The sequence below is a fragment of the Massilia sp. UYP34 genome, assembly GCF_056279385.1.
The window spans coordinates 1-18,923 of the sequence record NZ_JBWBRF010000033.1; the positions used below are offsets into that span (position 1 = coordinate 1).

16 protein-coding genes and 1 tRNA gene are annotated in these 18,923 nt (G+C 65.7%); 8 read left to right on the forward strand and 9 right to left on the reverse strand.

The genetic code is table 11. The features are described from left to right. Nucleotides 1-133: 133 nt before the first annotated feature. Together ACZ9AQ_RS23490 and ACZ9AQ_RS23495 are read right to left on the reverse strand one after the other, a co-directional pair. Nucleotides 134-328, reverse strand: a complete 195-nt coding sequence (locus ACZ9AQ_RS23490; RefSeq protein WP_137173594.1) for a YbdD/YjiX family protein — start codon at nt 326-328, stop codon at nt 134-136. Continuing rightward, a complete protein-coding gene (locus ACZ9AQ_RS23495) occupies nt 328-2,394 on the reverse strand; it encodes a carbon starvation CstA family protein (protein ID WP_429207124.1) in 2,067 nt (688 codons plus the stop codon). The genes ACZ9AQ_RS23490 and ACZ9AQ_RS23495 overlap by 1 nt, the downstream gene beginning before the upstream one ends. 201 nt (nt 2,395-2,595) lie before the next feature. On the opposite strand from ACZ9AQ_RS23495, the gene ACZ9AQ_RS23500 reads away from it, so the two are divergent. From ACZ9AQ_RS23500 to ACZ9AQ_RS23530, 7 genes are all read left to right on the forward strand, one after another. Next, nucleotides 2,596-3,969, forward strand: a complete 1,374-nt coding sequence (locus ACZ9AQ_RS23500) for a cache domain-containing protein (RefSeq protein ID WP_429207126.1) — start codon at nt 2,596-2,598, stop codon at nt 3,967-3,969. A gap of 1 nt (nt 3,970) precedes the next feature. Beyond that, the gene (locus tag ACZ9AQ_RS23505) at nt 3,971-4,603 is read left to right on the forward strand and encodes a response regulator (protein ID WP_429207128.1); all 633 of its coding nucleotides are present in this window, start codon (nt 3,971-3,973) and stop codon (nt 4,601-4,603) included. A 104-nt stretch (nt 4,604-4,707) separates the two neighbouring features. Then, entirely contained in the window at nt 4,708-5,883 is a 1,176-nt protein-coding gene (locus tag ACZ9AQ_RS23510; protein WP_429207130.1) for an HDOD domain-containing protein, read from the forward strand. Further along, complete coding sequence (locus tag ACZ9AQ_RS23515) at nt 5,876-7,930, forward strand: putative bifunctional diguanylate cyclase/phosphodiesterase (RefSeq protein ID WP_429207131.1); 2,055 nt, start codon at nt 5,876-5,878, stop codon at nt 7,928-7,930. Before ACZ9AQ_RS23510 ends, ACZ9AQ_RS23515 begins: the two co-directional genes overlap by 8 nt. A gap of 166 nt (nt 7,931-8,096) precedes the next feature. After that, nucleotides 8,097-8,186 (forward strand) — tRNA-Ser (locus ACZ9AQ_RS23520). Between the two features lie 189 nt (nt 8,187-8,375). After that, nucleotides 8,376-8,855, forward strand: a complete 480-nt coding sequence (locus ACZ9AQ_RS23525) for an Arm DNA-binding domain-containing protein (RefSeq protein WP_429207132.1) — start codon at nt 8,376-8,378, stop codon at nt 8,853-8,855. 162 nt (nt 8,856-9,017) lie between these two features. Beyond that, nucleotides 9,018-10,157, forward strand: coding sequence for a Fic family protein (locus ACZ9AQ_RS23530; RefSeq protein ID WP_429207133.1), 1,140 nt, complete (start codon nt 9,018-9,020; stop codon nt 10,155-10,157). Nucleotides 10,158-10,232: 75 nt separating this feature from the next. On the opposite strand, the gene ACZ9AQ_RS23535 is transcribed toward ACZ9AQ_RS23530, so the two are convergent. After that, nucleotides 10,233-10,436, reverse strand: a complete 204-nt coding sequence (locus ACZ9AQ_RS23535; protein WP_429207135.1) for a helix-turn-helix transcriptional regulator — start codon at nt 10,434-10,436, stop codon at nt 10,233-10,235. Between the two features lie 293 nt (nt 10,437-10,729). On the opposite strand from ACZ9AQ_RS23535, the gene tssA reads away from it, so the two are divergent. Continuing rightward, a complete protein-coding gene (tssA, locus tag ACZ9AQ_RS23540; protein ID WP_476108441.1) occupies nt 10,730-11,935 on the forward strand; it encodes a type VI secretion system protein TssA in 1,206 nt (401 codons plus the stop codon). A gap of 68 nt (nt 11,936-12,003) precedes the next feature. Here the strand turns inward: tssA and ACZ9AQ_RS23545 are convergent, their stop codons facing one another. The 6 genes from ACZ9AQ_RS23545 to ACZ9AQ_RS23570 form a co-directional block, all read right to left on the reverse strand. Continuing rightward, entirely contained in the window at nt 12,004-12,486 is a 483-nt protein-coding gene (locus ACZ9AQ_RS23545; RefSeq protein ID WP_429207138.1) for an META domain-containing protein, read from the reverse strand. A gap of 121 nt (nt 12,487-12,607) precedes the next feature. Next, nucleotides 12,608-13,312 (reverse strand): potassium channel family protein, encoded by a 705-nt coding sequence (locus ACZ9AQ_RS23550; protein WP_429207140.1) that lies wholly within the window; start codon nt 13,310-13,312, stop codon nt 12,608-12,610. After that, the gene (locus ACZ9AQ_RS23555) at nt 13,305-14,633 is read right to left on the reverse strand and encodes a TrkH family potassium uptake protein (protein ID WP_429207142.1); all 1,329 of its coding nucleotides are present in this window, start codon (nt 14,631-14,633) and stop codon (nt 13,305-13,307) included. The genes ACZ9AQ_RS23550 and ACZ9AQ_RS23555 overlap by 8 nt, the downstream gene beginning before the upstream one ends. Before the next feature lie 12 nt (nt 14,634-14,645). After that, nucleotides 14,646-15,866, reverse strand: coding sequence for a Na+/H+ antiporter NhaA (gene nhaA, locus ACZ9AQ_RS23560; RefSeq protein ID WP_429207144.1), 1,221 nt, complete (start codon nt 15,864-15,866; stop codon nt 14,646-14,648). Nucleotides 15,867-16,180: 314 nt separating this feature from the next. Next, on the reverse strand, nt 16,181-17,608 hold the full coding sequence (locus ACZ9AQ_RS23565; RefSeq protein WP_429207146.1) for a carboxylesterase/lipase family protein: 1,428 nt from the start codon (nt 17,606-17,608) through the stop codon (nt 16,181-16,183). Nucleotides 17,609-17,661: 53 nt separating this feature from the next. After that, nucleotides 17,662-18,552 carry a LysR family transcriptional regulator gene (locus tag ACZ9AQ_RS23570; RefSeq protein WP_429207147.1) on the reverse strand — a complete coding sequence of 297 codons (891 nt, stop codon included), beginning with the start codon at nt 18,550-18,552 and terminating at the stop codon, nt 17,662-17,664. Nucleotides 18,553-18,923 lie beyond the last annotated feature (371 nt).

Consider the following 18,923-nt stretch of genomic DNA (forward strand, 5'->3'; position numbering starts at 1 on the left):
AGATGAAGCTAAAAGGGCTGAGTCCTGTTCAATACAGAACCCAGCCCTCGGCACTTCACTGAGACCAACCGTCCAACTTTACGGGGTCAGTTCACAGCGCCCCTTTTTTCGGATCACATCGTCACGCCGCCGTTCAGCAGCACGACGCCCGGCTTCCCCCATACCGCGCCTCCTGGCGCTCGCGGAAGAACTCCTCGTACGTCATCGGCGCCTGGTCCGGATGGGTACGCTCCATATGCGCCAGGTAGGTGTCGTATTCGGGCAGGCCGACCATCAGCCGCAGGCTCTGCCCGAGGTAGTTGCCGGCCTGTTTCAGGGTGCCGAACATCACTGCACCTGCGCGGCCGGCATGGCGACGTACGGCGACTCCTTCGCGGTCGGCGCATGCGTTGCGCGCGCCGCCATCACCGTGCGCACGCCGTAGAACAGCACCGCCAGCACGACGAAGATGAAGAAGCCGGCCAGGCTGGCGTTGACGTAGTCGTTGAAAATGATGCGCTCCATGTCGAGGATCGACTTGGCCGGCGCCAGGATCTCGCCGGCGTCATGCGCTGCCTGGTACTTGTTGGCGTGCGCGACGAAGCCGATGCGCGGATCGGCATGGAAGATCTTCTGCCAGCCGGCGGTGAGGGTGCAGGCCAGCAGCCACAGGGTCGGCAGCGCGGTGACCCAGGCGTACTTGGCGCGCTTCATCTTGAACAGCACGCAGGTGCCGAGCATCAGCGCGATACCGGCCAGCATCTGGTTGGCGATGCCGAACAGCGGCCACAGGGTGTTGATGCCGCCCAGCGGATCGACCACGCCCTGGTACAGGAAGTAGCCCCAGGCCGCGACGCACAGTCCGGTGGCCAGCAGGTTGGCCGGCAGCGAGTCGGTTTTCTTGAGCGACGGGGCGAAGGCGCCCAGCAGGTCTTGCAGCATGAAGCGGCCGGCGCGGGTGCCCGCGTCCACCGCGGTCAGGATGAACAGCGCCTCGAACAGGATCGCGAAGTGGTACCAGAAGGCCATCATGCCCGGTCCGCCCACGACGTTGGACAGGATGTGCGCCATGCCGACCGCCAGGGTCGGCGCGCCGCCGGCGCGCGAGATGATGGTGTGCTCGCCGACGTCCTTGGCCATCTGCTCGAGCGCTTCCGGCGTGATCACGAAGCCCATCTGCGACACGGCTTGCGCCGCCGATTGCGCGGTGGTGCCGAGCAGCGCGGCCGGGCTGTTCATGGCGAAGTAGATGCCGGGGTCGATGGTCGACGCGGCGATCAGCGCCATGATGGCCACGAACGATTCCATCAGCATGCCGCCGTAGCCGATGAAGCGGGCGTGCGACTCGTTCTCGATCATCTTGGGCGTGGTGCCCGACGAGATCAGCGCGTGGAAGCCCGAGACGGCGCCGCAGGCGATGGTGATGAACAAGAAGGGGAAGATATTGCCCGACCACACCGGGCCGGTGCCGTCGATGAACTTGGTCACGGCCGGCATCCGCAGGTCGGGCGCGACCACGATGATGCCGATCGCCAGCGCCAGGATGGTGCCGATCTTGAGGAAGGTGGACAGATAATCGCGCGGCGCCAGCAGCAGCCACACGGGAATCACGGCGGCGACGAAGCCGTAGCCGATCAGCATCCAGGTCAGTTCGGTGCCGGTGAAGGTGAACATCGGGCCCCAGGTCGGCGACTCGTGCACCCACTGGCCGCCGATGATGGCCAGCATCAGCAGCACGAAGCCGATGCCCGAGATCTCGCCGATGCGGCCCACGCGCACGTAGCGCGAGTAGATCCCCATGAACAGCGCGATCGGGACGGTGGCCATCACGGTGAAGGTGCCCCACGGCGAGCCGGTGAGGGCCTTCACGACGATCAGCGCCAGCACCGCCAGGATGATCACCATGATCATGAAGGTGCCCAGCAGCGCGATCATGCCGGGGATTTCTCCCATTTCGGACTTGATCAGGTCGCCGAGCGAGCGGCCGTCGCGGCGGGTGGACATGAACAGCACCATGAAGTCCTGCACCGCGCCGGCGAACACGACGCCGGCCAGGATCCACATCATGCCGGGCAGGTAGCCCATCTGCGCCGCCAGCACGGGGCCGACCAGGGGGCCGGCGCCGGCGATCGCGGCGAAATGGTGGCCGAACAACACGTTCTTGTTGGTCGGCACATAGTCGAGGCCGTCGTTGTACTTGTAGGCCGGTGTCTGGCGCGTGGGGTCGAGCCCCATCACCTTGGTGGCGATGAACAGCGAATAGAAGCGGTAGGCGATCAGGTAGACGCAGCCAGCGGCCGCGACGATCCAGATGGCGTTGATGGTTTCACCGCGCTTGAGCGCGATGTAGCCGAGCGCAAACGCGCCCACGATGGACAAGATAATCCATCCGAGCATGCTCGTGATACGTTTCATGGGGTGACTCCTCCGAAGTGGATTGATGCTTTTGCGCCAGTACGTGCCGACGCGATTATTTACAGCATGCCGTCGAGTATCTTGCACTATTGTCAGTACCGCAAGCGCATAATTACGCAGTCGCTGCGTAATACTACGTAGTCCCATTTGTGACGTCGGACGTAGAATGCAGGCCTTCGAATCCGATCATGCAAACGGGATATGCGGCTAAGGCAAAAAGTGATCGTGCTGGCGGTCGTGCCACTGGTGGTGGCGCTGTGCGCGATCGCCCTCTACGTGCGCCAGCAGGGGGTGACCCTGGCGGCCGAGCAGCGCGCCACCATCCAGCACGCCTACCTGGCGAGCAAGGAGGCCGAGCTGCGCCACTACGTCGAGCTGGCGGCGCGCTCGATCGCGCACCTGACGCGCACCGGGGACCGTGGCCCGGCGACCCAGCAGGAGGCGATCCGCATCCTGTCGAGCCTGAGCTACGGCGAGGACGGTTACTTCTTCGTCTACGACACCCGGGGCCGCAACCTGATGCACCCGCGCCAGCCGGAGCTGGTCGGCACCGATATGTGGGAGTGGCGCGACTCGACCGGCGCGCCGACCATCCAGCGCCTGATCGCGCTGGCGGGCGGGGGCGGCGGCTTCCTGCGCTATACCTGGGCCAAGCCCTCGAGCAACCGGCCGGCGCCCAAGCTGGGCTACGTCGTGCCGGTCGCGCACTGGAACTGGGTGATGGGCACCGGCATTTACCTTGACGACGTCGAATCGGCGCTGGCGCTGGTCGACGCCCAGCAGTCGCGCAATATCGAAGAGACGCTCTTGTGGATGGCGGTGCTGGCCACGGTGGCGGCGGTAGGCGTGGCCGGCGGCGGCCTGGCCCTGAACATCAGCGAGGGCAGGGTGGCGGATGCGAAACTGAAGGCGCTGGCCCAGCGCGTGGTGGAGTCGCAGGAAGAAGAACGCGCGCGCCTGTCGCGCGACCTGCACGACGGGATCAGCCAGGCGCTGGTCTCGGTCAAGCTGCAGCTGGAGGCCGGCATCATCCGCCTCGACGGCGACGCCGCGCGCCGCGAGCAGGCGCGTGCGGGGCTGGAGCGCACCGTCGAGCAAGTCAAGACGCTGCTGGGCGAGGTGCGCCGCATCTCGCACGACCTGCGGCCGACCTTGTTGGACGATATGGGCCTGGCGCCGGCGCTGGACCATCTGGCGAGCGAATTCTGCGCGCACGCGGGCGCGCCGGTGCGCTTTCGCGCGGCCGGCGCGCTGGACGCGCTGCCCGAGATCGTGGGCACGGTCCTGTTCAGGATCGCGCAGGAAGCGCTGACCAACGTCGAGCGCCACGCCCAGGCGCGGCACATCGACATGGTGCTCGAGCGCGTGGGCGACCTGATCAGCCTGAGCATCGCCGACGACGGCGTGGGTTTCGATACGGACGGCGTGGCGGTGCATCCCAAGCGTGGCATCGGGCTGAGGAATATGATGGAGCGCATGGAGGCGATCGGCGGGCAGTTCGCGATCGTGTCGTCCCCCACCGGCACCCGGGTGGTGGCCAGCATCGATTTGAAGGAGCAACGCAGTGATTGGTGACGTGAGCGGTGAAGCAAAGGAAGTCAAGATCCTGTTGGTCGACGACCACCCGCTGGTGCGCGACGGCCTGCGCGCGCGGCTCGAATCCGCGCCGCGCCTGGTGGTGGTGGCCGAAGCCGGCTCGGGCGAGGAAGCCCTGGCGCGCGCCGGCGAGTTCCACCCCGACCTGGTGCTGATGGACGTGAACATGCGCGGCGGGAGCGGCATCGAGGCAACGTACCAGCTCACCGCGCGCTATCCCGGCATTGCGGTGCTCATGTTGTCGATGCACGACAAGCCCGAATATGTGAGCCAGGCCATGGCGGCCGGCGCCCGGGGCTATGTGCTGAAGGACGCGCCGGGCAAGGACATCGTGCTGGCCATCGAGACCGTGATGGGCGGCGGCATTTATTACAGCGCCGCGCTGGCGCGCCAGCTGGCCAACCCGGCCGGGCCGGGCGACCAGCTGACGGTGCGCGAGCACGAAGTGCTCAAGCATATCGCGGCCGGCCAGTCGAACAAGCAGATCGCGCGCGACCTCGATCTGTCCGTGCGCACGGTGGAGACCCACCGCCTGAACATCAAGCGCAAGCTCGGCATCGAAGGCCAGGCGGAACTGATCCGTTTCGCGGTGCAGCGCGCCGGCAACAACTGATCGCGTAACTGAGAGTACCTTTTCGATATCCACCGGGAAACATCGCGGTTGCTTTATAGTATTCGGTGCAATAAGATTGCCTGAATAATATTGAGAAATATCATATGGCCGAGCAGGGACATTTTCCGCTGGTAGCAATCGATCCTGTCGCCAATGCCCAGAACGAATGGGTGGCGCTGCGCCTGCGGTTGACGCCGGGGACCGACCTGCCGCAACGGCTGCAAGCGGTGTTCGCAGGCGCGGAGCTGCTCGCGGCGATCGCGCCGCTCGACTGCCTGCTGCACCTGGATGGCGCGGAGGCCCTGACGGCGCCGGTGCTGGCGCTGTTGCCGGCCAACCGTGTCGGCCTGGTGATAGAGGCCCGGGCGCTGGCGTCCGGCAGCGTCGCGCGCCAGCTGGCCGAGCTGCACGCTGGCGGTTACCGCATCTGGCTCGACGGCGACGTCCCCGAGGGCGCCAAGGGGCCGGCGGTGCTGCGGCTCGCGGCGCGCGACTGCCGCGCGCAGCGTGACGCCGCGCTGGCGCCGGGCCGCCTGGTCTCGCTGTTCGGCCCCCACCTGGCGTACGGCGTCGACGACGCGCGCTGCTTGTCAGAATGCGAGAACGCGGGCTTCGACTGGTTCAGCGGCGACTACGCCATCGACCCCGATGCCGCGCCGGCGCCGGACGACGACGGCAGCTCGCGCCGCCGCCTGTTGACCTTGCTGGGCCTGCTGGCGCGCGACGCCGAATCGCGCGAATTGGAAGACCAGATCCGGCAAGACCCGGCGCTGGCTTATCACCTGCTCAAGCTGGTGAACTCGGCGGCCTTCACGGTGAGTACCGAGATCACGAACTTCGCCCAGGCGATCACGGTGCTCGGCCGGCGCCAGCTGCAGCGCTGGCTGCAGCTGCTGCTGTACGCGCGCCAGCAGCCGGACGGCTTGCCGAACCTGCTGCTGCTGCTGGCGGCGCGCCGCGGCGCGCAGCTGGAAGACTTGAGCCGCCAGGCCGGTGGCGATCGCGCCGCGCAAGACCTGGCCTTCATGACCGGCGTGTTCTCGCTGCTCGACCGCCTGCTGCACATGCCGATGGCGGCGATCGCGGCCGACCTGCACCTGCCGGACGAGGTGGCCGGCGCCCTGGTCGAACGGCGCGGCCGCCTGGGCGCCTGGCTGCGGCTGACCGAGACGCATCCGGGGCCGGCGATGCTGGAAGAGGCGCGCGTGAGCCCGGCCGCCTGGTGGACCAGCCAGTTGCACGCCTATCACTGGGCGGTCCAGGTGAGCCGCAATGTCTGACCTGCGCGAACTGGACTCCTTCGACTTCGTTGGCGGCACGACCGCCGTCTGCGACGCCATCCTGCGCCTGCGCGGCGAAGCCCTGCACCTGGAGCTGGGCCGCCTGGCGGCGCTGCTGACGGGCAGTCCCGAGGGGCGCTTCGTGCCGGGCGCCGGCCTGGTCGAGCCGAATGACGCGGGCGCGCGCATCCTGCGCCATGCGGTGGCGGCCGGCATCGAGCAGTTCGGCTGGTACGAGGTCAGCGGCGGCGCAGGATATTGTCCCGAGACCGGGCGCAAGCTGGTGGCGCTGGCGCACCTGACCGCGAGCCTGATGCAGACGCACGCGCTGGCGCAGCGCTCCACCCACGCCTATGCGCAGATGGAAGCGCAGCTGGCGCACCAGTCGCAGATCCTGGACCAGATCCACGAGTCGGTGCTGACGATGGACCAGATGGGCTACATCACCAGCTGGAACCGCGGCGCCGAGCAGCTGTTCGGCTACACTGCCCTGGAAGCGATCGGGCGCAACATCCTGTTCCTGTACGCCGACGAAGGCGACGGCGGCGACCTGCAGCCCGACCTGTTCGCGGAGCAGGGCGGGCGCATGATGGAGGTGCGGCGCCGGAAAAAGTCGGGCGAGGTGTTCTGGGCCAGCCTGTCGCTGTCTCCGCTACGCGACCTGGCCGACCGGCCGGCGGGCCTGATCGCCTATCTCACCGACATTACCGAACGCAAGCAGGCCGAGGAACAGCTCCACCACCTGGCCTACTACGATGAGCTGACCGGCCTGCCGAACCGCACGCTGTTCGCGCGCCTGGTCGACCAGGCGCTGGCGGTCTCGCAGCGCAACGAGACGGCGGGCAGCGTGCTGTTCGTGGACCTGAACCGCTTCAAGCGCATCAACGACACGCTCGGGCGCCGCATCGGCGACGAGCTGCTGCGCCAGGTGGCGCAGCGCTTCAAGGAAGCCCTGCGCGACGAAGACGTGGTGGCGCGCCTCTCGGGCGACGAATTCGCCGTGGGCCTGTCGGACATCCGCCAGCACTTCGAGGCGACCACGGTGGCGCAAAAGCTCCAGGCCGCGCTCGACGCGCCGTTCTTCATCGGCGGGCACGACCTGCGCGTGGGCGCCAGCATCGGCATCAGCGTGTATCCGCAGGACGGCAACGACGCCGAAACCCTGCTCGGGCTGGCCGACATCGCGATGGAGCGCGCCAAGCGCGCCGACGCCAATCCGGACCGTAGCGTGGCGTTCTACAGCCAGGACATGAACAAGGGCATGCAGGAGCGCATGCGCATCGAATCGGGCCTGCGCCATGCGCTGGGCAATGGTGAACTGATCCTGTACTACCAGCCCAAGTTCGAGATCGCCAGCGGGCGCATCGTCGGCGCCGAGGCCCTGGTGCGCTGGGTGCATCCGCAGCGCGGCATCGTGCCGCCGTCCGAATTCATTCCGCTGGCCGAAACCACGGGCCTGATCGTTCAGGTGGGCGAGTGGGTGCTGGAACAGGCCTGCGCGCAGGCGGCGATCTGGCAGAGGTCGGGAATCGCTCCGTTCAGGCTGGCGGTGAACGTGTCGGCGCGCGAGTTCACGCCGTCCTTGCCGTCGCGGCTGGCCGACACGTTGATGCGCTATCAGCTCGATCCGTCGTGGCTGGAGCTGGAGATCACCGAGAGCACGCTGATGCACGACTTCGAGCGCGTGACGACGATCATGGACCGGATCACCGCGCTGGGGGTGTCGTTGTCGCTGGATGATTTCGGGACCGGGTATTCGAGCTTGTCGTATCTGAAGCGCTTCCCGATCCACACCCTCAAGATCGACCGGTCGTTCACGACCGGGATTCCGACCGATGCCAGCGATTGCGCGATCGCGGGGACCATCGTCAGCATGGCGCGGCAGCTGTGCCTGCGCGTGATCGCGGAAGGGGTGGAGACGCTGGATCAGCTGGAGTTCCTGCGCGACGCGGGGTGTGACGAGGTGCAGGGGTATCTGTATGCGGCGCCGTTGCCGGCGTATGAGTTCGAGCGGTGTTTGCGGGATAACTGGTTGTTGATTGGGTGAGGTGGACGGTGCAACCTGCCGGCAAGCACAGCAGCGCTTCGTTCACGCGCGCCAGCCTCTGCACGTCGTTCCCGCGAAGGCGGGAACCCAAGCTCCATGCCTCACCGCAACGCGCGAACAACCCTGACCAGCCCAGATGATTTATGTATAATGCCGGTTCCTCATAGGAAGCGTGGCCGAGTGGTTGAAGGCAGCAGTCTTGAAAACTGCCGACGGGGGAACCCGTTCGTGAGTTCGAATCTCACCGCTTCCGCCAAGCATACTGAACAAGAGCCCCGAAATCGGGGCTTTTTTTCGTCTCCTCATAGGAGAAAAGTCAAAATCAGTGTCCACCGACGCCCACTAGAACCTACCCACATCCACGCGCGAGGGGTGGGTAGGAATATGGGTCGTTTCAAGAGTAAAAACCTTGGCGGAGACCATGCCGAAAGGTGGGTAGACACTGATGAGCTACACGATCAACAAGCTTTCCGCGGTCAAGGTTCGTTCTGTGACTCGGCCCGGCATGTATGGCGATGGCGCCGGGCTTTGGCTGCAGGTGTCGAAAAGCGGCGCCAAAAGCTGGATCTTCCGCTACGCCTTTTGTGGCCGGCGCCGCGAGATGGGGCTCGGTTCCTGTCACACCGTCGACCTGGTGCTGGCGCGCGAAAAGGCGAAGCAATGCCGTCTCGTGCTGCTGGAGAAGCGCGATCCGATCGAGGAGCGTGACAAGGCCAGGGCGGAGTATGTGCACCAGCAGGCCAAGCGCGTGACTTTCGACGAATGTGCCTCAGCTTACATCGCGGCGCACCTCCGCCACAAGGAGAAAATGCTCATCAACATGCGCGTGCAGATGCAGTTCGTATGCCGAACAACAATCAGCAAGGTGCATGAAGTGCTTCCTTTGCTTGACGCTGCAGTCAGGAACCCCGGGCTCAATGACTAGCATCGAGCAGGCTCGCTCGCAGTAATATTCTGGTTGGGGCATCGACTTGTGCGCTGCAGGCACGTTGTCGGTCTAACTTCGAAGCGATGTTCCATGCCAGAACTGGGCCTTTAGCGTGATTCCCGGATTGGCAACGCGGCGATTAATCCGTACAATCACCGCATGAACTGCGGCGATTACAAGTTTATCTGGCAGGCCCCTGACTGGCCGGACTGGCGGTATGACCTCGAGGCGCTGGTGTCGCCGCTCGCGCAAGTCAGTCAGAAGCAGGGGCTGCTGCTGGGCCGGCTCGTCGATATCGGTCTTGGGCTGCGCGACCAAGCCAGTCTCGACGCACTGACCGACGACGTTCTCAAGACCAGCGAAATCGAGGGCGAACATCTGAACGTCGCCTCGGTGCGCTCATCCATTGCGCGGCGCCTCGGCGTCGACATCGGATCGCTGGCACCGGTGGACCGGCACGTGGAAGGCGTGGTCGAGATGGTGCTTGATGCCACTATCAATAATGCATTGCCGTTGACGCGGGAGCGTTTATTTGGCTGGCATGCGGCACTCTTCCCGACTGGCTATTCCGGCATGAGCAGGATTTGCACTGGTACCTGGCGAGACGATGCTCATGGCCCCATGCAAGTGGTTTCCGGACCGATTGGCCGACAACGCGTACATTACGAAGCCCCGCCTGCGGAGCGTCTACCTGGCGAGATGGAGCGCTTACTGGAGTGGATCAACGCGCCAGTTCATGCGGAGCCGGCGTTGGTCCGCGCAGGGCTAGGGCATCTGTGGTTTGTCACCTTGCACCCGTTCGACGACGGTAATGGCCGCATCGCGCGTGCCATTGGCGATCTTCTGCTGGCGCGCGCCGACGGTAGTTCGCAGCGCTTCTACAGCCTGTCGGCGCAGATCCAGCGTGAGCGCAAAGCGTATTACGACATTCTGGAGCGAACGCAGAAGGGTAGTTTGGACGTGACCGAGTGGCTTCTGTGGTTCCTGCAGATGCTTGGCGAGGCGGTGGATCTGGCCCATCATGCACTGGATACAGTGCTGGAGAAGGCACATTTCTGGCAGCGCGTCGCGGGCATTGCGCTCAACGAGCGGCAAGTCAAGATCCTTAACCGCCTGCTCGATGGTTTCGAGGGGAAGCTCACCAGCAGCAAGTGGGCGGCAATTGCAAAGTCGTCGACAGATACCGCGCTACGAGATATTAATGAACTCGTCGAACTGGGTATCCTGCAGCGCTCCGGCGCTGGGGGGCGCAGTACCAGCTATGAGATGGTACGAAAACCAGTAGATCCTCAGCCTTGACTCGATGCCACCGACTGTACGGATTTCGTCATGAGGAAATTGATGTGTTCGTCATGACGAACTTTTGCAAGCGGGCTACGGCTTCGGGACGGGCCCGCTAGCGCGAATGCACTCGACGGCCCACTGTTCGACTTCGCTTTTGATCCAGGCCGATGATCTACCTTGGAGCTTCACGGGTTTCGGAAAATCTCCTTTCTTGACCGCGTCATACACGCTGCTGCGCGACTTGTCGCATTTGGCCAGTACCTCCTTCAGTCTGATGAACCGCACCTCCCCCACAACTGCTCGATGCGCGGCGTTCTACAGGCACGTTAGTCGCTTGGTGATCCATGGATGCCTCCAGGATGAATGTGAACGACGATGTTCTGCGGCCCCACTAGCCGACTCGCTCAGGTATCGAGGCACCTCGCGTGGTTTCGGACTGGTACGCTGGCTCCGACTAACGTGGCTGTGACGCATTTGATGACAGTCTGTCATCGAGTGGCTGCCCTATGGCCCCGCCTGAAAAACGCATGGACTGTTCCACCCGCGAGCGCAATAATCGAGTCCGACGCTCCAATGCCCATGCCCTCATGACCGACACCGACGTTTCACCTCCACTCGCGCTGCTCAGCGCCGAACAGCGCGACGAGCTCGAGTCGCTTCTCCAGCCGATCAGCGAGTACTACCCGTCCGGACCGCCGATCCGCTTCGATCCCATCTATACGGAAATCCGCCTCGCGCGCGAAGAAGACGATCCGATCTTGCCGATGGGGGGATCGGAGCGTCTCCTGAAGCGCGCCGACTGGGCCCGGATCGAGGCGCGTTGCAAGGTCACGTTGCGCGAGCACGCCAAGGATCTGCAAATCGCCGCCTGGATGACCGAGGCATGCACCCACCAGCAGGGGATGGAAGGGCTCTTACGTGGCCTGCTGCTGGTCGATGGCCTGCTCGCGCACTACTGGGAAACGGTGCATCCGCAGGTGGACGAGGATGGCGACCCTGCGTTGCGGGTGGCGCCGCTGGAGTGGATGAATCGTTCGTTGTCGACGACAACCAGAATGAAGATTCCATTACTCGGTCGTACGGGCGGGCCGCTCGACAGGCTCACGCTCGCGGACTGGGAGCGCCTGTCAGGCGATGAGGCATCGCCGGCAAGAAAGGACGATCGGCGAGGCCCGGGGGAGGAAAGCGGCGAAGCGCTGCACACGCGCGCCGGCGTCGTCGACTACGCCACAGCGAACCGGGGCGCCGACGCTGACCGTAGCGCGCAGCTGGTCCGTGCTTGCCTGGCCGTCATGGCGTCGATCGAAAGGTTGACCGTGGCCCGTCTCGGCGACGATGCGCCAGACATGTCGACCCTGCGCGACACCTTGCGTGCAATGGAACGGGCAGCGCGCGAGCTGACAGCCCCACGGGAAGGTGACGTCGCACGGCAGCCGGTCGCCGCGCCGATGATGCAAGGGGTGTCCCACGAGACTGCTCAACCGAAGGAGGAGAACACCGGTGGCGCCGGGGAGCGCGACATCCCGCCATACGGCCTCGCGCAAGCGGACGTGGCAGACCAGCTCCGCCGCCGAATCGACGCGCTCTGTGCCGCTGCCGGCATCCACGCGCCCAGCGGGGCCGAGCGTCTGATGGCCATGCAGATCGCACTGCTGCTTGACCAGAATACGATCCTGCAAGGTCTCGCGAGGAACCAGGCCGGACAGACGGGTAGCGCGGCCAGCGCCGATGCCGCCGACTTCACCGCGCTGGTCCGTGCAGTCCTGGCCGCCAAAGCGCCTGCGCCTCGGTGAGTTGAAAGCATGGCGGTCGGTGCTGCCAGCGCCATCGCTCCGCCAGCACTGCAGTCCCGGCGATATGACTATCGGGCGGCGGCTGTTCCCGGCTTCCAGACATAGATGCCGCCATCGGCCATCAGGCTCATGGACAGCGTCCCGCCCTGCATCGTGTATGAGCGGACATACGCCATGTCCCTGGCGATGCGGGTGTCGAGCGACCCTGGCGGACACATCGCCCGCGTCAGCGCCAGCTTGCCGAACGTGATCGCGCCCCGGCCCGCCTTGCCCGCCTCGACGGTGTAGGAGGTCGTGCCCCGGTTGCAGTCCAGCTGGAACTCGGCGCGGCCCTCGGGCGTCAAGCGCATGGCATAGACCCGGTCCGGCTGGACTCGCGTGATGCCTTGCGCGTCGTCCATGGAGTGGATCTCGTGCAGGCGCCAGGTGGTGCCGGTCAGGCTGGCTTCGGCGTTGTGTCCGGCCGGATCGCCCGCTGGCGCCGTGGCTGTGCTGCAGGCGGTGCACAGGATGGCCGCGATTGCGGCGGCAATGCGCGATGGTGTCGACATGGCTGGTTCCTCATGGGATGTCCGGGAGAGTCCCGGTTGATTGTGTGCAGCATGATCCCATCCGCGGCCGATTGCGGGTGCACTGTTGCGTCCTCGCCCGCGGGGCGGGGGCGCAGCGGCCCTACGCCGACTTGCGCTTCTTGCCCCCGGCCGCGAACATCTCGATCTTCTTGGTCGGCCCCGACACGATCAACAGGTCGGCCGAGCGGATCGTCGTCGCCGGCAGCGCATGCTGGAAGTCCTCGTTGGCGCGCTTGACGCCCACCACGGTCACGCCGAAGCGCGTGCGCACGTGCGACTCCGACAGCGTCCGGTTATGGGTCTCTGCAGGCGCATGGATCTTGGCGATCGCAAACCCGTCCTCGAACTCGATGAAGTCCATCATGCGCCCCGTGATCAGGTGCGCCACGCGCGCGCCCATGTCGGCCTCGGGGTAGATCACGTGGTGGGCGCCGATGCGCTGGGCGATCTGGCCGTGCTCCGGCGTCATCGCCTTGACCCAGATATCCTTGATCCCCAGCTCGGTCAAGACCATCAGGGTCATCAGGCTGGCCGCCAGGTCCGAGCCGATGCCGACGATCGCGTGCGAGAAATCGGCCACGCCCAGCTGCAGCATCACGTTCTCGTTGGTCGAGTCGGCCTGCACGGCATGGGTCAGGCGGTCGCCCCACATCTGCACCAGGTCTTCGCGCGTGTCGATGCCCATCACGTCGTGGCCCAGGCGCATCAGCGATTGGGCCACCGCGCCGCCGAAGCGGCCCAGGCCGATGACGACCACGCTGTCGCCGGAGGAAAACGCGAACTGCTCTGTGAAAATTCTACCCAACAATTGGATGCTCCTCGGGATAACGGTAAGGCATGCGCCGCTCGCCCAGCACCAGCGAGGTCGCGAAAGTGATCGTGCCCACCCGGCCCACGAACATGAGCAGGGCCAGCACCAGCTGGCCGGACACGGGAAGGTCGGCGGTGATGCCGGTCGAGAGGCCCGCGCTGCCGAAGGCGGCGATGACCTCGAAGATGACCTGGTCGGTCGGGAAATGCGAAATCCGCAGCAGGGCCATGGTGCCGAAGGCCACGACGACGCTGCCCAGCACCAGCACCGTGATCGCCTGGCGCTGGGCGGACGCGCCGACCCGGCGCCCGAAGGCTTCGGTATCGGTATGCCCCTTCGCCTCGGCGATCACCAGGAGCACCAGCACCGCCACGGTGCCCACCTTGACCCCGCCCGCGGTGCCCGCGCTGCCGCCGCCGATGAACATCAAAAAATAATGCAGGGCCCAGGTTTCGCGGGTCAGCGCCGCCACGTCGACGGTGTTGAAGCCCGACGTGCGGGCCGCCGCCGACATGAACATCCCGTTCATGAGCTTGTCGAACAGGCCGAAGGCGCCCAGGGTCTGCGGATTGCGCCATTCGAACAGCAGGATGGCGACGTAGCCCAGGATCAGCAGGATCAGGGTGCCGGACAGGGTCAGCTTGGTGTGCAGCGACCAGTGGCGCGGATCGCGAAAGCGGTGGCGCAGGTCGTGCAGCACCGGGAAGCCCACGCCGCCGATGATGGCGGCCAGCATCACCGGCACCAGGATGCCGGCGTCGCCCGCGTAGCGGATCATGCTGTCCGGGTGGATCGAGAAGCCGGCGTTGTTGAAGGCCGACACCGCGTGGAACAGCCCCACCCAGCCGGCCTCGCCCCAGGCCATGCCATAGTCGGACCGCAGCCTGAGCGTCAGGATTGCGGCGATCGCCAGCTGGAACAGCACCGACACCACCAGCACCACCCGCGCCACGCTCGAGATGTCGCCCATGCCGATCGAGCGCGTCTCGGTCTGGGTCATCAGGCGCGTGCGCAGCTTGGGCGAGCGGTTCACCATCAGGCCGAGCAGGGTGGCGGCGGTCATCATGCCCAGGCCGCCGAGCTGGAACAGCACCATGATGGTCGACTGGCCGAAGCCGGACCAGTAGGTGCCGGTATCGACCAGCACCAGTCCGGTCACGCACACCGCCGACACCGAGGTGAAGAAGGCCACCATCAGCGGCGCGGCGCCGCCGTCGGCGCGCGCCAGCGGCAGCATCAGCATGACGGTGCCCGCGAGGATCGCCAGCAGGAAGCCCAGGGCGACCGCACGCGCGGGGTGGATGACCTTGTTCATCGGCGGCCTGGTCTATTTCGCTTGCGTTGGCGGATCGACGTCGAAGTCCATGGTGTCCAGGTCGCGGTCGGAGGCCAGCGGCGCGCCCATGAGCTTGAGCCAGGTAAAGCCGATCACGCCCGCGATCACCGACGCAGCCAGGATCGACATCTTCGAGGCATTGATGATATCCGCTTGTCCGACGAAGGCGAGGTTCGTGATGAAGATCGACATCGTGAAGCCGATGCCGCCCAGCATGCCGGCGCCGAGCACGTGGCGCCAGGCCAGGTCGAGCGGCAGGCGGCACACGCCGAGCGCGACCGCGGCAAAGCAGAACAGCAGGATGCCGACCGGCTTGCCGAGCACCAGGCCGAGCAGGATGCCCAGGCTGTTGAGCGAAGTCAGCTCGGCGGCCCAGTCGGCGCCGATCACGATGCCGGTATTGGCCAGCGCGAAGATCGGCAGGATCAGGAAGGCCACCGGCTTGTGCAGCACATGCTCCAGGCGGTGCGACGGCGAAGCGGCGTCGTCTTCCTGTGCGGAATAGGGGATGGTGAAGGCCAGCAGCACGCCGGCGATGGTGGCGTGCACGCCCGACTTGAGCATCAGGAACCACATCAGCGCGCCGCCCAGCAGGTAGGGCCACATTGCCAGCACGCGCAGGCGGCTGCTCATCAGGCGCAGCACCACGAAGACCGCGAGCGCCCCGAGCAGGTAGGGCACCGACAGCTGCGCGGTATAGAACAGGGCGATGACGATGATCGCGCCCAGGTCGTCCATCACGGCCAGCGCGGTCAGGAACACCTTGAGCGAAGCCGGCACCCGGTTGCCCAGCAGCGCCAGCACGCCGAGGGCGAAGGCGATGTCGGTGGCCATCGGGATGCCCACGCCGGCTTGGGTCGGCGTGCCGCCGTTCAGGGCGAAGTGGATCCCGGCCGGCACCGCGATGCCGCCGGCCGCCGCCAGGATCGGCAGCATGGCATTGCGCAGGTCGGACAGTTCGCCGTTATACAGCTCGCGCTTGAGTTCCAGGCCCACCAGCAGGAAGAAGATCGCCATCAGGGCGTCGTTGATCCACAGTTCGACCGTGAGACCGGCCAGCGGGATGTGCCATAAGCCCAGGTACGAGGCGCTCCAGGCCGAATTGGCGATGGCCAGGGAAACGAGGGTGCACAGGATCAGGATGGCGCCGCCGGCCTTGCCCGATGCAATGAATTCTTGGAATGTTCTCGAGAGTCGTCGTTCGATGCGCATAAATATCTTCCAGCCGCGACGGCTGGCTTGCCGTCCGGGATGTCTCATGAATAGGAAACCCACGGTCCGGCATGGCCCGGGATGGTCCATGTCGAGGTGAGCGAAGGCAGGGAGCGATACGGTCGGCGCCGCAGGGCCGAGGTAGTGCGAGCGTGATGGTCGAGTGACATGATAACGTGCGTAGCCGGGCCGCGTGGCGGCCCGACCAGCGCAAATCCTGTCATACCTGAGCAGTATGATCACCCAGGCAATATTATAGACGATGGCGCCGCAGGTGGCGCGCTTTGGAGACGGTTTTATCCGCCTGCCCAGGTTCAACGGCGGGACGCGCCCGCCGCGTCGATCTCGGCGCCCCAGGGGTCCTTGAGGGCCACCGGCTTGCCCGATGCCGCGAAGTCCATGATCCGGTCTTCGGAGCGCGCATAGCGCGGCCATGCCGGCAAGACCGCGCCGTTCGGATCGCCGCGCTTGGCGAAGTTCACCATGTACGTGCTCATCGCCTTGCCGACGGCAACGTCCTTGCGCGTTGCCTGCTCGCCGTACTTGACGGCCACCGTATCGAAGAAGAAGGGGATGTCGGTCGCATGGCCGGCGCCGGCGCCCGGCTTGGCCAGCGAGTCGGCCACGTACGAGAAGCGGTAGGCCCAGACCGGCAGGCCATGGTCGGCCAGGGTCGCCGCCAGGCTGCGCGCGCCGGCGACCATATAGCCGGTCTTGCCGCCGATGTCGGCGCTGGTGGCGCCGATCATCACCGGCACCTTGTGCATGCGGCCGGCGCCGAAGGCGGCGCCGGAATCGATCGCCAGGCGGCCGTCGGCGAACGGCCCGTGGTAGGTCGGCATGCCCTGCATCCGGAAGTTGGCCAGGTTCATCCCGTCGACGACGCTGTCGGCCGGCAGCGCGCGCAGCCTGGCGAGCGCTTTCGGATCGTCGGCGCCGATGCCCTTGCCGGCGGCAAAATGCACGCCCGTTTTTTCGGCCTCGGCCAGCGGCGTCGGCGCGATGCCGCCATCGCCGCCCGACATCAGCACCGCCTTGGCGAACAGTCCCCGGCTGTGCGGCGACGTCAGCAAGAAATTGACCGACATGCCGCCCGCCGATTCGCCGGTGATGGTGACGTTGCCAGGGTCGCCGCCGAAGGCCGCGGCATTGCGCTTGATCCACTGCAGCGCCGCGACCTGGTCCATGAAGCCATAGTTGCCGAGAGGGGCTTCGTGACCGGCTTCCCGGGTCAGTTGCGGATGGGCGAAGAAGCCGAAGCGGCCGATGCGGTAGTTGAAGCTGATGACCACCACCCCCTGTTTCGCCAGCTCCGCGCCGGAATAGGTCGGCGGCGACGAGCCGCCGTTGACGAAGCCGCCGCCATAGATCCAGACCAGCACCGGGAGCCTGGCCTTGGCGCTGGCCGGTTTCCAGACGTTCAGGTACAGGCAGTCTTCAGCGGGTTGGGTGCCGAGCGGCGCGGCGTCGCTGGGGAAGGGCAGTTGCATGCAGTCCGCCGCATAGCTGGCCGCCTGGCGCACCTCGCTCCACGGCTGCACGGGCTGCGGCGCGCGCCAGCGCAGCTCGCCCACGGGCGGGGCGGCGAACGGGATGCCTTTCCAGCTCGCGATGCCGGCCTCGATCGTCCCCGCCACCCTGCCGCTGTCGGTCGCCACGACCGGCCCGGGCGCCGCGAGCGCATGGGACGTGGTCATGGCCAGTGCGGCGGCGAGCAGGGCGGGGAAGGGGATGCGCGGCATGGGAGTCTCCTTGGAATAGTAAAAATATAACAGTGCCATGGTAACCGAAGCGCTCAGCCGAAACCGGCGAACGCTTCCTTGAGGAAGTCGACGAACACCCGCACCCGCGGTGACAGCTGGCGGTTCTGCGGATACAGCACGTACACGGGCAGGGCCGGCGGCGCGAGGTCGGGCAGCACGACCTCGAGTTCGCCCCTGGCCAGCTCGTGCTCGACGCGATAGCGCGGCACCTGCACCAGCCCCAGGCCGGCGAGCGCGCCGGCCGTGTACATGTCGGCGCCGGTGACCGACACCGGGCCGGGCAGGGTCAGCTGCCGTAGCGCGCCGGCGACCAGGAATTCGAGCGGATAGGGCCGGCCGGTGGCGGACGAGATGAAGTTGACGGCCTGGTGCTGGTCGAGCGTCGCGAGCGTGGCGGGCCGGCCATGGCGCGCCAGGTAAGCCGGGCTGGCGCAGGTCACCTGCGCCAGCTGCGTGATTTTCTGGGCCACCATCGACGAGTCTTGCAGATTGCCGACGCGCAGCACGCAATCGATGCCTTCGCGCACCAGGTCGACCAGGCGGTCGCCTTCGCCGATCTGCAGTTCGATGTCCGGATAGCGCGCCAGGAAGTCCGGCAGGCGCGGTGCCACGACGCGGCGCGCCAGCGCGGCCTGCAGGTTCACGCGCAGCAAGCCAGTCGGGGTCGAGCGGGTGAAGACGCTTTCCATTTCGCCGAGGTCGGCCAGCAGGCGCACACAGCGCTCGTAATACGCCTCGCCGTCGAGCGTGGGCGCGACCACCCGCGTGGTGCGTTCCAGCAGGCGGGTGGCGAGCCGCGCTTCCAGGCGCTTGATCGCGTTCGTCACGGTGGCGCGCGGCAGCGACAGCTCCTCGGCCGCCAGCGTAAAGCTGCGCCGCTCCACGATGCGGGTGAAGATTTGCATCTCCTGGAAGCGGTCCATATGCGTGCTCATTGCTAATTTCCTCGCGCCAATCGGCAAAACCGGATCGTGACATGACCGAATGTCTTGTTCCCCATTCGCGATTTTTCTGAAAATGCTTGTCCTAGCATGGCGCCAAAAATGAATACAATCTTTGCTCAAAGAAATGCTAGAGTGAGTTCACTGCATTAAAGTGTTGCGTTCTATCCAAAATCTTCAACTACTAGGAAATTTCTTGTATGCATTATTTCCAGTGATGAATTTATCGGCAGTTTCAGCGCTATCATGACGGGTTATTAGGTGTCAAGTCCCGCCTGTTCATAAACCCGCTTAACGAATAATTCCGGCCGTCTTTGTTGCCATTCCTTGAGTGCGAGGATGGGCGTCTTTGC

Bases quoted from the DNA above. Each gene is read 5' to 3' on its own strand.
- ACZ9AQ_RS23490 (WP_137173594.1), bottom strand. From the start codon at position 328: ATGTTCGGCACCCTGAAACAGGCCGGCAACTACCTCGGGCAGAGCCTG.
- ACZ9AQ_RS23495 (WP_429207124.1), bottom strand. From the start codon at position 2,394: ATGAAACGTATCACGAGCATGCTCGGATGGATTATCTTGTCCATCGTG.
- ACZ9AQ_RS23500 (WP_429207126.1), top strand. From the start codon at position 2,596: ATGCGGCTAAGGCAAAAAGTGATCGTGCTGGCGGTCGTGCCACTGGTG.
- ACZ9AQ_RS23510 (WP_429207130.1), top strand. From the start codon at position 4,708: ATGGCCGAGCAGGGACATTTTCCGCTGGTAGCAATCGATCCTGTCGCC.
- ACZ9AQ_RS23515 (WP_429207131.1), top strand. From the start codon at position 5,876: ATGTCTGACCTGCGCGAACTGGACTCCTTCGACTTCGTTGGCGGCACG.
- ACZ9AQ_RS23525 (WP_429207132.1), top strand. From the start codon at position 8,376: ATGAGCTACACGATCAACAAGCTTTCCGCGGTCAAGGTTCGTTCTGTG.
- ACZ9AQ_RS23530 (WP_429207133.1), top strand. From the start codon at position 9,018: ATGAACTGCGGCGATTACAAGTTTATCTGGCAGGCCCCTGACTGGCCG.
- tssA (WP_476108441.1), top strand. From the start codon at position 10,730: ATGACCGACACCGACGTTTCACCTCCACTCGCGCTGCTCAGCGCCGAA.
- ACZ9AQ_RS23545 (WP_429207138.1), bottom strand. From the start codon at position 12,486: ATGTCGACACCATCGCGCATTGCCGCCGCAATCGCGGCCATCCTGTGC.
- ACZ9AQ_RS23555 (WP_429207142.1), bottom strand. From the start codon at position 14,633: ATGAACAAGGTCATCCACCCCGCGCGTGCGGTCGCCCTGGGCTTCCTG.
- nhaA (WP_429207144.1), bottom strand. From the start codon at position 15,866: ATGCGCATCGAACGACGACTCTCGAGAACATTCCAAGAATTCATTGCA.
- ACZ9AQ_RS23565 (WP_429207146.1), bottom strand. From the start codon at position 17,608: ATGCCGCGCATCCCCTTCCCCGCCCTGCTCGCCGCCGCACTGGCCATG.
- ACZ9AQ_RS23570 (WP_429207147.1), bottom strand. From the start codon at position 18,552: ATGGACCGCTTCCAGGAGATGCAAATCTTCACCCGCATCGTGGAGCGG.